At 51.3% G+C, this 14557-nt stretch carries 14 protein-coding genes; 2 read left to right on the forward strand and 12 right to left on the reverse strand.

From position 1 onward, the window contains the following. Positions 1-191: 191 nt before the first annotated feature. Complete coding sequence (dnaJ, locus tag GA0061077_RS02370; protein WP_091847299.1) at positions 192-1334, reverse strand: molecular chaperone DnaJ; 1143 nt, start codon at positions 1332-1334, stop codon at positions 192-194. Between the two features lie 74 nt (positions 1335-1408). Further along, positions 1409-2503 carry a heat-inducible transcriptional repressor HrcA gene (hrcA, locus tag GA0061077_RS02375; RefSeq protein WP_091847300.1) on the reverse strand — a complete coding sequence of 365 codons (1095 nt, stop codon included), beginning with the start codon at positions 2501-2503 and terminating at the stop codon, positions 1409-1411. Positions 2504-2791: 288 nt separating this feature from the next. Between hrcA and tkt the strand changes: the two genes are divergently transcribed. Further along, complete coding sequence (tkt, locus tag GA0061077_RS02380; protein WP_091847301.1) at positions 2792-4891, forward strand: transketolase; 2100 nt, start codon at positions 2792-2794, stop codon at positions 4889-4891. 118 nt (positions 4892-5009) lie between these two features. Next, entirely contained in the window at positions 5010-6113 is a 1104-nt protein-coding gene (gene tal, locus GA0061077_RS02385) for a transaldolase (RefSeq protein WP_091847302.1), read from the forward strand. 524 nt (positions 6114-6637) lie between these two features. Here the strand turns inward: tal and GA0061077_RS06855 are convergent. The 10 genes from GA0061077_RS06855 to GA0061077_RS02435 all read right to left on the reverse strand — a co-directional run bounded on the left by GA0061077_RS06855 (position 6638) and on the right by GA0061077_RS02435 (position 14531). Then, a complete protein-coding gene (locus GA0061077_RS06855) occupies positions 6638-6808 on the reverse strand; it encodes a hypothetical protein (RefSeq protein WP_159426901.1) in 171 nt (56 codons plus the stop codon). Positions 6809-6834: 26 nt separating this feature from the next. Then, positions 6835-7245: a hypothetical protein gene (locus GA0061077_RS02395; RefSeq protein ID WP_143249584.1), complete on the reverse strand. Its 411-nt coding sequence runs from the start codon at positions 7243-7245 to the stop codon at positions 6835-6837. Continuing rightward, positions 7229-7537 carry a GTPase domain-containing protein gene (locus GA0061077_RS02400; protein ID WP_091847305.1) on the reverse strand — a complete coding sequence of 103 codons (309 nt, stop codon included), beginning with the start codon at positions 7535-7537 and terminating at the stop codon, positions 7229-7231. Before GA0061077_RS02400 ends, GA0061077_RS02395 begins: the two co-directional genes overlap by 17 nt. Positions 7538-7742: 205 nt before the next feature. Then, on the reverse strand, positions 7743-8534 hold the full coding sequence (locus GA0061077_RS02405; RefSeq protein ID WP_091847306.1) for an alpha/beta fold hydrolase: 792 nt from the start codon (positions 8532-8534) through the stop codon (positions 7743-7745). Positions 8535-8675: 141 nt separating this feature from the next. Then, entirely contained in the window at positions 8676-8924 is a 249-nt protein-coding gene (secG, locus tag GA0061077_RS02410) for a preprotein translocase subunit SecG (RefSeq protein ID WP_091847307.1), read from the reverse strand. A gap of 81 nt (positions 8925-9005) precedes the next feature. Beyond that, a complete protein-coding gene (gene tpiA / locus GA0061077_RS02415; protein WP_091847308.1) occupies positions 9006-9809 on the reverse strand; it encodes a triose-phosphate isomerase in 804 nt (267 codons plus the stop codon). 179 nt (positions 9810-9988) lie between these two features. Continuing rightward, complete coding sequence (locus GA0061077_RS02420) at positions 9989-11194, reverse strand: phosphoglycerate kinase (RefSeq protein ID WP_091847309.1); 1206 nt, start codon at positions 11192-11194, stop codon at positions 9989-9991. Positions 11195-11444: 250 nt separating this feature from the next. Further along, positions 11445-12398: a DNA-binding protein WhiA gene (whiA, locus tag GA0061077_RS02425; protein WP_091847310.1), complete on the reverse strand. Its 954-nt coding sequence runs from the start codon at positions 12396-12398 to the stop codon at positions 11445-11447. A 184-nt stretch (positions 12399-12582) separates the two neighbouring features. Continuing rightward, the gene (gene rapZ / locus GA0061077_RS02430; RefSeq protein WP_091847311.1) at positions 12583-13554 is read right to left on the reverse strand and encodes an RNase adapter RapZ; all 972 of its coding nucleotides are present in this window, start codon (positions 13552-13554) and stop codon (positions 12583-12585) included. 8 nt (positions 13555-13562) lie between these two features. After that, positions 13563-14531: a shikimate dehydrogenase family protein gene (locus tag GA0061077_RS02435; RefSeq protein ID WP_091847312.1), complete on the reverse strand. Its 969-nt coding sequence runs from the start codon at positions 14529-14531 to the stop codon at positions 13563-13565. Between the last annotated feature and the right edge of the window lie 26 nt (positions 14532-14557).

A 14557-nucleotide genomic window follows, 5' to 3' on the forward strand; every position in this document is an offset into this window, starting at 1 on the left:
AAATAGAAGTGGAAATAGAAACCGACTACCAATCACGCACGACATATCACCGCGATCAACGATCAACGTTGAGCCGACGACCAATACATCTCTCGTTGCGTTCTGAATTGAAAATGATATCAAAGCACAAATGCCGGTGCGGCGCTCTGGTTTCCAGTGAAATCCGAACACCGCACTGTTAGAGGAGTCATTTAGCGAAGAGCATCCTTGATTTTGTCAAAGAACCCTTTGTGCGCCGTGGTCGGCCGTCCGCTCTGTTGTATCGCGTCGTTAGATGCGTCATGCATTTGGCTGAATTGCTCCATAAGCTTCCGCTCGTCGTCATTAAGTTTGGTGGGAATGTGCACGCCGACATGTGCGATAAGGTTTCCCCGCTCCTCTGGATGCTTCAGTTTCGCAACGCCGAGCCCCTCCAGAGATATGGTTTCTTCTGGCTGGCAACCTTGGGGAATGATGATGTCCTGCTTTCCGTCAAAGGTATCTATGGAAAGATCATGACCTAGGACAGCCCAGCTCATGGGAACCTGAATCCAACAATGTAAATCGTCCCCGTCGCGCGTGAATTGCTTATCCTGCTTCACCCGCACATCGATATAAAGGTCGCCTGCAGATCCTCCGCCTTCGCCCACCTCGCCCTGATTGGCCAGACGAAGGCGAGTGTTATCGGTGATTCCAGCGGGAATCGTGATGCCAACATCGCGTGAAGTTCGAACACGCCCATGACCCTGACACGTAGGGCAAGGGTGCTCGATGATGGTTCCATGCCCTTCGCAACGCTGGCAGGTCGATGTGGTCATCATCTGCCCCAGAATGGTGTTCTTGACTTGCTGGCGCGATCCCTGACCATTGCAATCCGGGCAGGTAACCGGTTTCTCGTTGTCTGCAGTACCGGCGCCACCACATGTTTGACACACGCCAAATGTATTGATTTTCACGTGGACCGCGCCACCGAACACAGCGGTTTTCAGCGGAATGGAGGCGCTGGACAACACATCTCGACCAGGCTGTGTACGAGGAGTGGGGCCTTGTGTCGATCCACCAAAGGCGTTGCCGAAGAACTGACCGAAAATATCACCCACGTCACCGAAACCGGCTGAAGCAAAACCACCACCATTAGGGTCATTGGGGTCGACACCGGCATCGTACATGCGGCGCTTGTCGGCATCGGAAAGCACTTCGTAAGCGTTGTTCACTTCCTTGAACTTGTCTTCGAATTGCGGACCTGCAATATCCGGATGATACTTTCGGCTTAATTTACGGTAAGCTTTTTTGATTTCCTCATCGCTCGCCGTTCGTTCGACGCCCAAAACCTTGTAGTAATCTGTTTCTGCCACTGAAATCCCTCGAGTAAATAATTAGCAAGCTGCTACATTTTGTCAGTTATTGTCCCACATACCTTGGAACACCTTTATACCGTCTCACCGTGCGATATCAGATCCGTCAAATATCGCGCAACAGCACGTACTGCGGTAATCGTAGCGGCATAATCCATGTGTGTGGGGCCAATTGAACCAACGAACGCGACAGGTTGAGAAAAAGCCTGCGCCGGCTCGACACGAACGATTCGTTCATTCTCATCGGCGCCTTCACTTTCCTCTTCGCTGCGACCGTAGCCCGAGGAGACCACAGAAGAATGCATAAGCCCGGGCGTTTTCGTTTCGGAACCAATCGCTACTCCCACATCCTCATTCTCTTCACTCAAATCGCTCATCAAATGCATAATGACAACCTGTTCCTCAAGCGCATCAAACAACGGGAGAAGGTCGACTTTGGACTGCTGATGGGCAAGCTGAGACGTGCCCGCCATATACATCTGCCCGGTTCCCTCATCGCGTGCGATCGATTCCAAGGTTTCAGCCAACTTCTGACCAAGTATCCGTACGGATTGATAGGCAGGGTCCTTGAGTGTGGAACGAATGCACTGGGCGGCCTGAACCAAAGGAACATCCATGTATTGTCCATTGACCAGCTCCAGGAACGTTCTGAGCGTTTCCGCACTGGGGGTTTCCTGTACAGCGAACGTATGTTGCGCCACTGAACCTGAATCTGTAATAACCACTGCCAACATAGTTACAGCATTGAGAGGGACAATTTCCACATGACGCAGTTTTGATTTGGAAAGCGCAGGTGCCGCAACGACCGCAACCTGTCCGGTGATACTGGCCAGAAGCCGTGCCGCTCGTTGTAATGTGTCTTCCAGACTTGCAGATCCAGAAAGAACCTTGGCGATAGCACGACGCTGGGCTTGTGAGAGGTTGACGACAGTAGTCAATCGGTCAACGAAATATCGATATCCCTGCTCGGTTGGAATTCGTCCCGCCGAGGTATGAGGTTGGATAAGATATCCTTCCTCTTCCAAAGCCGACATATCATTGCGAATCGTCGCAGAGCTCACACCTAAATCATGAGCTTTGGCGAGTGTCGTCGACCCCACAGGCGCCTGAAAACGAATATAATCTTCGACTACGGCTCTAAGCACCAGCATGCGTCTTGATTGTGTCATCCGGCTCCTCTTTCCGTCGTCACCATATTGGCATCGCACGAATGCCATATGTATATTTTTTAGCACTCTTAATGATCGAGTGCTAATAGTTCCACTCTGAGAAAATTCCAATGAAAACTAAATTTACCGAGATGTTACCGATAACGTAACAAAAGAAATCACAGATGTTCAAAAAGTAACTTTTCGTCTGCTCGTATCGTTAGAATTAAAGGGCAATGTGAGGGTGTCAAGCGTCGCGGAATAAGCCGCGTTAGCAACACCCAGAATATTGGAAGGAAAGTAGAACCTATGACCGATTTCACTTGGTCGGATTTGGACGAGCGCGCAGTAAAGATGGCAAAGGTGCTCTCCGCGGATGCAGTCGAAAAGGCCGGCAGCGGCCACCCCGGCTCCCCCATTTCCCTGGCACCTATCGCGTACACGCTTTATCAGCATTACATTAAGCACGATCCGAACGATCCCAACTGGGACGGACGCGACCGCTTCATTCTTTCTGGCGGACACGCATCGCTGACACAGTACGTTCAGCTTTACCTCTCCGGTTACGGCCTGACCATCGACGACCTCAAGTACTTCCGCGGTGGCGCAGATACTCGAACCCCGGGTCATCCTGAGGTTGGTCTTACCCCCGGAATCGAAATGACCACAGGCCCTCTTGGACAAGGCCTCGCTTCCGCTGTCGGCTTCGCCTACGGCCAGCGCTTCGAGCGCGGTCTGCTCGATCCTGACGCACCTGCCGGCACTTCGCCTTTCGACCACAAGATCTGGGTTATCTGCGGCGAAGGCGACGTTGAGGAAGGCGTCTCTTCCGAGGCAAGCTCCTTGGCAGGCAACCAGCAGCTCGGCAACCTCACGGTTATCTTTGATGCCAACCATATCCAAATCGAGGGAGACACCAAGCTGACGCTTTCTGAGGATATCCTCAAGCGCTATGAGTCCTACGGATGGTACACCGACGAGGTCAGCTTCATTCAGCCCGACGGCTCTTACAAGGAAGATACGGCCGCCTTGGCTGCTGCACTCGACAGGGCCGAGAAGGTCACCGATCGCCCGAAGTTCATCAAGGTCGACACCCTGATGGCTTGGCCTACGCCCGGTAAGACCAACAATGAATCGGCACACGGTTCCAAACTTGGTCCGGAAGCAGTCGCAGGTCTCAAGGAGGTTCTGGGCTACGATCCGTCCGTCGACTTCTTTGTTGACGAGGAGGCTTTGGCTCACTCCCGCAAGGTTGCTGACCGCGGTCTGGAAGCCCACAAGGAATGGGACGATAAACTCGAAGCTTGGCGCAAGGCCAATCCCGAGCAGTCCAAACTGTATGACCGTATCAAGGCCCACAAGCTCCCAGAAGGCTTTGATGAAGCCATCGACGAACTCGAGAAGAGCTTCGCTGCAGGCGATAAGGCCGCAACACGTAAGTCCTCCGGTCTTGTTCTCAACGCCATCGCAAAGGTCATGCCAGAGCTTTGGGGCGGATCTGCAGATCTCGGCGGTTCCAACATGACCGATATCGCCGGAGCCAAGACCTTTGGCCCAAAGGCAGACGAGACGCACACCTGGCCCGAGTCCAGCGAGTATGGTCGGCAGCTGCACTTCGGCGTTCGCGAGTTCGCCATGGGAACGATTACCAACGGCATCCTTCTGGGCAGCCACACCCGTCCATTCGGCGGAACATTCTTCCAATTCGCTGACTACGAGCGTCCTGCCGTTCGCCTCGCCGCTCTGATGCAGCTTCCAAACCTCTTTGTCTGGACCCACGATTCCGTGGCTCTTGGTGAAGATGGCCCGACACATCAGCCGGTTGAGCACTTGTCGACCTTCCGGGCGATGCCCGACATTGATGTTGTGCGTCCTGCAGATGAATTCGAAACTGCAGAGGCGTACCGCTACTTCTTTGAGAAGAAGAACACGCTGCCTACTGCAATGATCCTAACTCGTCAGGGTGTGCCAACATTCGCAGAAACCGCTGAAAAGGCGCGCGAAGGCGTGCGCAAGGGCGCTTATGTTGTTGTCGAAACTGAGGGCGAGCCTGACGTCATTATCATGGCCAGCGGCTCCGAACTCCAGTGGGCTATCGAAGGGGCCAAGACTCTTAAGGACAAGGGCATCAAAGCTCGCGTTGTGTCCATGCCTTCCATGGAATGGTTCGAGGAGCAGGATACCGAGTACAAGGAAGCCGTTCTTCCTTCCTCGGTTAAGGCTCGAGTATCGATCGAAGCTGGTGTGGCAATGCCTTGGTACAAGTACCTCGGCGCCTACGGCAAGGCGATTTCAATCGAGCAGTTCGGCATTCAGGGTGACGGCGCACAGAACATGATTGACCTTGGCATCACCGCCGAGCATGTCGTAGAAGCGGCACAGGCATCCATCCAAGAAGCCCAAGTCTGAGACATCATTCTCAACAATCAATAGGTGATGCGTCCATCCGCATCTTGTATAAGCTACGGATGGACGCATCACCAACAACAACATTCCGATACCCAAATCGGAATAAGGAGATAACAATATGACAGAAGCAACGCAGCGTACCAGTGATGCCGGAGTTTCGATCTGGCTTGACGACCTTGATCGAAACCGCATCACTTCAGGCAACCTGAAAGAGCTCATCGACACCAAGAACGTTGTCGGAGTTACCACCAACCCCTCCATCTTCCAGAAGGCTCTTGCTCAGGTCGGACCTTACGATGAACAACTCAAGGAACTCGGCAAAATCAACGTCGAAGACGCCGTGCGCGAGCTGACGACCACTGACGTGCGTGACGCCTGCGACATCTTCAGCGATATCGCTAAGAAGACCGATTATGTTGATGGTCGTGTCTCCATCGAAGTCGATCCTCGCTTGGCTCATGATACTGAAAACACCGAAAAGCAGGGCGAGCTGCTATGGAACATGGTCAATCGACCCAACGCTTTGATCAAGATTCCGGCGACCCTTGAAGGCCTGCCAGCAATTACCGCCACCCTGGCCAAGGGCATTTCCGTTAACGTGACCCTGATCTTCTCACTTGAACGTTATGAGCAGGTCATGGATGCATACATCGCAGGTATGGTGCAGGCTGCTGAAAATGGACACGACCTGTCCCGCATGGCTTCCGTGGCTTCGTTCTTCGTGTCCCGCGTGGACAACGCCGTCGATAAGCTGCTCGAAGAGAACGGTTCCGATGAAGCGAAGGCACTCGAAGGCAAGGCCGCTGTGGCCAACGCCCGTCTCGCCTATAAGCTGTGGCAGGATAAGTTTGATTCCGATCCTCGTTGGCCTGCGCTTGAGGCCAAGGGTGCCAAGAGGCAGCGTCCGCTGTGGGCTTCCACCGGCACCAAGAACCCGGCTTACTCCGACTGCAAGTATGTCGACGAGCTCATTGCTCCAGAAATCGTCAACACCATGCCTGAGAAGACACTCAACGCTCTTGCCGATCACGGCGTTGGCAAGCCCAGCATCGAAGGCACCTACGAGGAGAGCCAGGCTGTCATGGACAAGCTCGCCGAGCTGAATATCAACATCAAGGATGTCACCGACGAACTCGAAGCCGACGGGGTTGCGAAGTTCATCGCGTCCTGGGATTCGGTCCTAGCTGACACTCAGGCTGGCATCGACCGTGTGAACGCCTGATTTCAGCCTTATCCCAGGTCTAATACAGAGATAAGCTAGAGGGTTGCGAATGCGCGCTGTATATGCGCATTCGCAACCCTCTACTTACTATACGTGTCATAGAAAACACATAGGAAATCAAAACGCTGGACCAGACATCGCCTTTACCGTAAATACGCTAAAACTACCTTTGTGCAATCGACACAGACTGTCCATCACTTTGCAGATGCACTTCCAGAAACAGACACGATCATCATATACGAAATGATAATGCACCAAACTCTGTTCCTGTTCTTGAATCGCATGACATTCCAATAGCTATGCGGCAAAGAATCTCATAATTGCATTCGCAATGGCCTTTGGAGAAGCTCAGCTGGAGATCGTCATCAGGATGTTGTTGCTTGTTGATATCAAAGTCCTGTTACCAAAATAATCATTTCCCAATTTTTTCAGCCAATCGACATCATCCAGTGTTTTTGCTCTTGTGTATACTTGTTCGTACGCATGTACCGAAATTTCACCGATTGTAGCCGCCACTATCCCCGCTATAAGGCATTGACCGATGCGGCTACAAGATTCAGGCCAGGAATGGCTTTGACCGCATCAGCAACCTCCTTTGCCAACAAGCCTGCCGTTCCCATCTCAACTATAGTTTTTTTGAATTCTCCAGCAACAGCGTCATTTCCAATATCGTAAAGCTTGGCAATGGCTGCCACTTCTGCCGCCTCTGTACCCGACAAAATCACAGAATCTGGAATAGGAATCGGAATGGCACCGACAGTAGCCCCTGCAGCGGTTGCTGCTGCAACAATGCTGTGAGAGTGAGCACACGCTCGTTGTGTAGCTTAAAATCTTCGACACCTTTGTGAGAGGATTCGATTGCTTCTGGCATTGCGTTCATGGTGGCATCGACGAGATTGGTTATGCCGTACGGTGCTGCATAGAATTCATCATTCAAACGGAAAATTGAAGCAACAACCGGTATAACCGCTTTAACATGTTGCGTCATCTTTTGGTCAGCGAGTATCTGGTTCACCATATATAAATTTTCAGAGCGATCCGATTCGGAAAATGACTTGGTAATCACCACGATAACAGGAATTGAAGGCCAAGGCTTAATTGCTTCTGCGATGTTTTTAATCGTAACCGGCAACAACTTGCCTGCGGTTCCATCGACGCAGAACCACACTTCGTCGATTCGCCGCTTTTTGTCTTTGATACCCTTTCTGGTCCATTTCCTCACTGACTCGACAGCCCGATGCCGCATGAAATAGATGTTCGAACCCGACGCTGTCAATAAGCTTGAAAGGAAGTGCATCGGTTTCATAAATCTTCAGTTCCGTTGTGGTCCCATTACCACCAAAACCAGTCTCACTAAGTTCTTGTCCAAGAACCGCATTAATTAATGTCGTCTTGCCGACTCCATCATTGCCCAGTACCAGCACATTCCTTTTTCCATCACGAACTTCTTTGCGTCTATAGTGTTTTGAGCGTTATTCGTTTCTTGAGATTTTAGAGTGCACAGTCCTATGGTTACCACTTACAACACCGGCGAATTTCATTTATTGCAGGATTTGGTTTTCCGCTAAATTGAAGTTTTCAGCATTCATACAGTAAAAGCTTAAAGGTACTGATTACGACACAAATTATTTATCGAAGCAACGTTTCAGACCAAGTAGACAGAAGGGATTTGACAGTTTCCGGCTGATCGATATGAATGTTATGTCCAGCAGGATCAATGACTTCGAAAATACTGTTGGGATAGTGGGACAGCAGAGCTCGCTGATCTTCGTAACCGACGACTTGATCCTGTTTACCGGTCATGATAAGCGTCGGCCCTGCATAGGTTCCCAAGCGCTGTTCAGGATTACCGTCGAGCCAGTACCGTTTGCCAAGTTTCGTGTTTGCCTCAAGGTTGCAAAGTCTGGTACCAGGAAAGATATACCGCTGATAACGTCGCCACGCATCAAACGACTGATTGACCCCCATGGTCACAAAATCAGTCACTTTATCCTGTGGCAAATGATGTGTGAGTTCCGGGTTGGGCTGACTAATGATATGTTCGGCCAAATGACGATGCGCCATCACGGGATCAACGACGGGGGCCAACAATGCCAATCCGGCCACGCATTTGGGTTCGCGAGAAAGTGTATCGCGCACCAAAGCTCCGCCCATCGAATTGCCGAACAATGCAAAACGTTGACCCTCACCGACCAATTCATTCACCGTACTAGTAAACCATTCGGCCAATTCCGACAATCCGCCATCGCCAGACAGCGGCTCAGTCTGCCCATAACCAGGCAAATCGATATAGATGCGTCGTGTACCTAGCGCAAAGGCATCATCCAGCATCATCAATGAGCGATGATCGACACCCATCCCGTGGACGATGATGATCGGCAGACCTTCTCCCCTGACAACTGTATACGCTTCAGGATGCATATCTTTATCCCTTTAATTACTTACGCCGCAACAGTCACGCATGGTTATCACGTACATGCACTATCCAACAATCGGGCAGCCATTCTATAAAAATGCGCTTCACACAAACGTGTGAAACGCATGTAAAGCAAAACTCAGAGGTTAGAAAAGATTAAATTTCGTCATCAATCCCAACGCAATAATGATGGCGACCCACAACAACGCGATAATGATGGTCCAGCGGTTTAGATTCTTTTCCGCCACACCCGACGTACCAGCATTCTGAGTCAGACCACCGCCGAACATATCGGAAAGGCCGCCGCCCTTGCCCTTGTGCATGAGAATAAGCAGCGTCAACAGAATGCTGAAAATAACAAGGATAATTTGCAAAACCAGCTTGACGATAGCCATTGTCGACACAGTTGAACCTCCCGTTAAGAAATACTAACTCAAGATTGTACCCCAAGGTAAGGAACAAAAGGAACAGTAATATTATCGAACCGCCGTTACGGTTTTCAGTGTAAGTCGACAGATATTCGATAGTTCTTCCGGATCGAGCGAGGCACCACCAATAAGGAATCCGTCAACGTCGGGCTGGCTGATCAGCTCCACCGCATTTTTTGAAGTAACCGAACCACCGTAAAGGATTCTAGACACATCTGCGACTTTGGCGCCGAACGTCTCGTAAAGATCAGTTCGAATGGCCTTCGCGGCATCCTGCGCGCTCTCGGGTGTGGCGACAAGACCGGTGCCTATAGCCCAGACTGGTTCGTAGGCGATAATCAGCTTGGAAGCTTCCTCATCCGAAAGATCGCGGGTTACATCATGAACCTGGCCGACAGCGAAGTCGAGCTCTATGCCCTGTCTGCGTTCTTCCATACTTTCACCAACACAGAGAATGGGCTGCATCCCCGCAGTCAAAACCGCTCTGACCTGATCGACGATGTTGGCATCGTCCTCTGGATGATATTTGCGTCGTTCTGAATGTCCAACAATGACGTATTTGCATTTGAGCTGAGCCAGCATGTCCGCGGAAACATCACCGGTGAAAGCCCCTTGATTGGTGACCGAAACCGATTGTGCGCCATAGCCAATCTTAAGTCGATCAGCCTCCACAAGTACCTGGACATTGCGAATAGAAGTAAACGAGGGCATCAGGGCCACTTCGCATCGGTTATAGTCAAAATGAGCGTCCCGCAGAAGCCAAGCAAGCTTTTGCACGAAATATGTGGCCTCAAGATGATCAAAATTCATCTTCCAGTTACCGACCACCAACGGCATACGTGCAGAAGGCATTGCTTCCCTTTCCCTACCGATACAAACAGTACATCCAATGATTGACACCGAAACAACACCTTGAAGACACTGTTGCAACAGTAATCAAAACGCGGACATACCAGACGGCATGTCCGCGAACATTCCAATCACTAGTTTAGCGCACTTTGACTACACTCGGTACACCATACTGGAACGGACTACTCAAGCACCTTGAGACCAGGAAGAATCTTACCCTCAAGGAACTCGAGGGAAGCGCCGCCACCGGTGGAGATATGGGAGAAACCATCCTCTGGGAAGTGCAGGTTACGAACAGCAGAAGCGGAATCGCCACCACCGACAATCGTGAATGCGCCGTTGGCCGTGGCTTCCACCATGCCCTGGGCGACAGCCTTGGTGCCAGCCTCGAAACCGGGAACCTCGAACACGCCTGCGGGGCCGTTCCAAACAACAGTCTTCGAATCGACAATCTTGTCGTGGAAGATCTGCTGCGTCTTGGGGCCGATGTCAAGTCCCATCATGTCGGACGGAATTTTGTCAGCATCAACCACTTCGGGGTTAACAGGAGTGTCTCCAGCCGGGAAGCCCTTATTGACCACAACATCAACCGGGAGAACAAGTTCGACACCGTTTTTCTCGGCGGTCTTCATGTAGCCCTTAACCTTCTCGATCTGATCTTCTTCAAGCAGTGAGATACCAACCTGGTAACCTTTGGCAGCAAGGAAAGTAAAGACCATACCGCCGCCGATGAGCAGGCGGTCAGCCTTCTTCAGGAGATTCTCGATGACGCCGAGCTTGTCGGAAACCTTGGAACCTCCGAGCACAACCGTGAACGGACGCTCCGGATTTTCGGTGGCACGAGACAACGCCTTGACTTCCTTTTCAATGAGCTTACCCGCTGCACTCGGCAGATCGGAAGCCACATCGTAATCGGAGCCCTGCGCACGATGCACAACGCCGAAACCATCGGAAACAAACACATCACCAAGGGAGGCAATCTTCTTTGCATAAGCAGCACGCTCAGCATCGTCCTTGCTGGTCTCTTCAGGGTTAAAACGAACGTTTTGCAGCAGCACGACATCGCCATCGTTCATAGCGGCCACCTTTGCCTGCGCATCGGGACCATAGGTGTCTTCAGCAAGCTTCACATCAACGCCGAGCAATTCACCCAAACGCTTGGCCACTGGTGCCAGAGAAAGTTCCGGCACAACCTTACCCTTCGGACGTCCAAGGTGAGCCATGAGAATAACCTTGGCTCCATCTGCACGAAGTTCCTCAATTGTAGGCAAAGCAGCACGGATACGACCGTCGTCGGTGATAGTGGTTTCTTTCAGCGGCACGTTGAAATCAGCACGGACAAGAACCCTCTTGCCTTTTAGATCCCCTAAATCTTTCAGTGTCCTCATTGCTATCCTTTCTGTAAGATCACTCCGCCGACAGCAGTAGCTACCGACCGAGAACAAGCACAAGTCTTGTGACCTCTGTCACCGTCTATGGTACATTCCTCGCCAAACAAGAAACTGTGCAAGAAAACTCATTCGAGCATTCCGAAGGTCCACGTTGTTAACGTTCACATGAATATTTGACCTACCTATGCATGAGCATATAAACACATCTGCTTCTCCATATGTGGACCTGAGAGCGGACAAAACCCTATCAATCGGACTGTTGATCTGACTGGGTCCGTTCTACCTTGGCCGCAAGCTGCAACAATCTCCTTATGCGTCCTGCGATGGCATCCTTGGTAATAGGCGGATCAGCGAGACGCCCGAGCTCCTCAAGACTCGCATCGGTGTGCTCAAGACGCAGATCACCCGCCGCCTTGAGGTTCTCAGGAATATCATCACCGAGGATCTCGAACGCCTGCCTGACCTTTTGTGTGGCTTCGGCCGCGGCTTTCGCACTACGACGCATATTGGCATCGTCGAAGTTTGCCAAACGATTGGCTTTACCCCGCGCCTCACCATCCGTTCGCTTGCCGGTCCATTCGCGTGCGGAACGTGGGGCACCCATGAGCATCAGCATGCGCTCGATGGAATCGGAATCACGCAAGGTGATGCGTTCCGAGCTGCGAACCATACGTGCCTGTGCGGTTATACCCAACCTATGGGCCGCGGCCTGCAAAGCGATGACTGTTTCATGCGAAGGACAAATGATCTCAAGATAGCTGGCCTTGCCCGGATCTGAAATCATGCCCCGTGCGAGAAACGCACCGCGCCATGCAGCTTTGATTTGAGCGATATTACCATCGATGATGTCAGAAGGCAGACCTTTGACAATGTGCATGCGTCTATCAAGCAGACCGGTCTGAAGAGCCAAAGCGGTGGCTCCTCGATCAACCAAGAAATCGTAACGCTGAACGATGCCGTTGGGAGTTTGACGAGAAATTCTAGTTACTTTAGCTTCACGCTGGAAAAACTGGGAAACGATCTTGCGTAGCCATTCCGTTGCTTCCAGCGAATCGAATTGCGCACGGATTACCGCCTTGTTGTCCACTGGTCGCAACCCTCCGCCGAACCGCATCATTGTTGCGGCCTGCGCCATTTTTGCGGGCGACAAATCAGTTTCGATGCTTGCCAACTCGCTTTTGACCTCGTTCAGAAGAGCCAAAGCCCAACCTCCTACTTCCCATTCCTCAATTCAAGTGTAATTGGAACATTAAACACGATGATCTCGCACAGTGCCACGGCTATCTGTGATAGCGAACAACTTGGACAAGAATGGATCGTTTTACTCTCCATTGCCTATTTTTAGTCAATCAGTGGTTCAACGAAATAACTGGTATAATCGTCGGCTATTTGCGCATATGACGATGCAGTTCACGCGCTGACAACGTTACGCTCAGGCCGTGCCCACGAAGTCGTTGAGCCAAATTGCGGCTGATAGCGACCGAACGGTGCTGTCCACCGGTGCAACCGACAGCAATGGACACATAATGCTTGTCTTCCTGCGCGTAACCCTTAATTGCGACCATAATCGCCTTCTCATACGCGTCAAGAAACTCTTGGGCCCGTTCATTGGAGAGGACATAATCGCTGACAGATTTATCTTCGCCCGTAAGTTCACGAAGGCTGGGAACCCAATACGGATTGGGTAGAAAACGCACGTCTGCTACAAAATCCGCATCGAGAGGAATTCCGTATTTGAAACCAAAACTGAAGATGTGGACCGAAACCGTTTTCGCACCAGTTCCTATAAGGGCTTCATAGAGTTGCGTAGACAGCTCATGGATGCTCAGGTTCGACGTGTCGATGACGGTGTCTGCATGATCTTTTAGATGTGAAAGGAGGTCACGTTCCTCATGTATGCCGTCGATGAGTCGATTGCCATGCTGAAGAGGATGCGGCCGGCGCACTGATTCATAGCGCTGAACAAGAATCTGATCATTGGCATCGAGAAAAAGGACTCGAGTGCGGACACCGAGATCATCCAAATGACTGAGCACTGCCGAAAGATCGTCGAAATAGCTGCGAGAACGTACATCAATAACGGCTGCCAGACGATGGACCTTCGAACCGGAAGATGTCATCATGTCAACCAGAGGAATCAAAAGTTTGGGAGGCAAGTTGTCGATCACATACCAGCCCATATCCTCAACGCAATCAGCAGCATGTGAACGACCGGCACCACTCATGCCGGTGATCAACAAAACTTCAAATTCATCTGCAGGCTTCGGCACGCCTTCAAAGGACGCCGCTGCATGACCTGCATTTGCCGCCGATCCCGTGCCTTCAACCTCTACACCAGCGTCATGTTGTCCCTGCATCTCTGAACTCACAGTGCCTCCTGTAAGGCGCTTCGCATCGCCTGCTCAAAATCTGTCTTCTTTATTTTAAGCTCCCCTACCGTCATCAATCGCACCTGAGCTATTGCCTGATAAAGCAGCATCTCCTCACCACCTATGGCGATTCCTGAACCAGCTCGCCAAGCTTGCATCAGTGTTGTGGGACGAGGATCATAAACCACATCCAACAAGGTTTTTCCTAACAACAACTGACGTGTCTGCGTGGTTAGTTCTGTCAATTGCTCTGCTATGACATCTGCACCATGAGACGGTATTGTGTTGACAACGATATCCGCTTCAAGTAACTCTTCAGCGGCTCGCGCCAACCCCACCTGCCGGTATGTGAGACCGGCCTGCAATTTAGCTATTTGCTGTAAAGGATCCTTTTCATGGGGCCTGCGGGCACAAACCGTCAGTTGAGTTACTGAACCGGCATCTGGAACGCTGATTTCAGTGCAGGCCGCCACAGCGGCAAGGGCGGTATTACCATTGCCTAAAATAACTGCTTTCGCACCATTTTCCCGTGAGCAGTCAGCAGGAAGCGCATATTTTTCCCTTTGCGCGGTTCTGTTGAGCCGATTCGATTGCCAGCAATGATCGAACGCTTGCTCAATACCTTCAACGTCGGTGTTATACAAGGCGATATACGGCTGTGTCTTCGCCTTATACCAAGAAAGAACTGCGGTATTCGCCACGTTTAACACTTTGGACCAATAATCTGATGGCATACCGTATGGTTGGATGCTACGTTTTAACGGCATGGTAATGCTGAGACCGGCCCAAGAAGGGTCAAGACCTGAAAGGAACGCGTCAAGACCCCCCTCGTCGACCTCCGCACGTGTATACTCCCAATCATCCAAACCGAGAGTGCCGTATGCCGCATTATGCAGAACTGGGGAGAGGGAATGGGCAATAGGCTTGCCCAAAACCGCGCAATGATGTTTTATAATGTTAGGCATAAATAATCGTCCTCCCGTACTTCGCG

This window comes from Bifidobacterium commune, assembly GCF_900094885.1.
GTDB classification, from domain to species: Bacteria; Actinomycetota; Actinomycetes; order Actinomycetales; family Bifidobacteriaceae; genus Bifidobacterium; species Bifidobacterium commune.

What these genes read in the sequence shown, in the direction of transcription:
- hrcA (WP_091847300.1), bottom strand. Translation starts at nt 2,503, where the DNA reads ATGACACAATCAAGACGCATGCTGGTGCTTAGAGCCGTAGTCGAAGAT.
- tkt (WP_091847301.1), top strand. Translation starts at nt 2,792, where the DNA reads ATGACCGATTTCACTTGGTCGGATTTGGACGAGCGCGCAGTAAAGATG.
- tal (WP_091847302.1), top strand. Translation starts at nt 5,010, where the DNA reads ATGACAGAAGCAACGCAGCGTACCAGTGATGCCGGAGTTTCGATCTGG.
- GA0061077_RS02405 (WP_091847306.1), bottom strand. Translation starts at nt 8,534, where the DNA reads ATGCATCCTGAAGCGTATACAGTTGTCAGGGGAGAAGGTCTGCCGATC.
- secG (WP_091847307.1), bottom strand. Translation starts at nt 8,924, where the DNA reads ATGGCTATCGTCAAGCTGGTTTTGCAAATTATCCTTGTTATTTTCAGC.
- tpiA (WP_091847308.1), bottom strand. Translation starts at nt 9,809, where the DNA reads ATGCCTTCTGCACGTATGCCGTTGGTGGTCGGTAACTGGAAGATGAAT.
- GA0061077_RS02420 (WP_091847309.1), bottom strand. Translation starts at nt 11,194, where the DNA reads ATGAGGACACTGAAAGATTTAGGGGATCTAAAAGGCAAGAGGGTTCTT.
- rapZ (WP_091847311.1), bottom strand. Translation starts at nt 13,554, where the DNA reads ATGCAGGGACAACATGACGCTGGTGTAGAGGTTGAAGGCACGGGATCG.
- GA0061077_RS02435 (WP_091847312.1), bottom strand. Translation starts at nt 14,531, where the DNA reads ATGCCTAACATTATAAAACATCATTGCGCGGTTTTGGGCAAGCCTATT.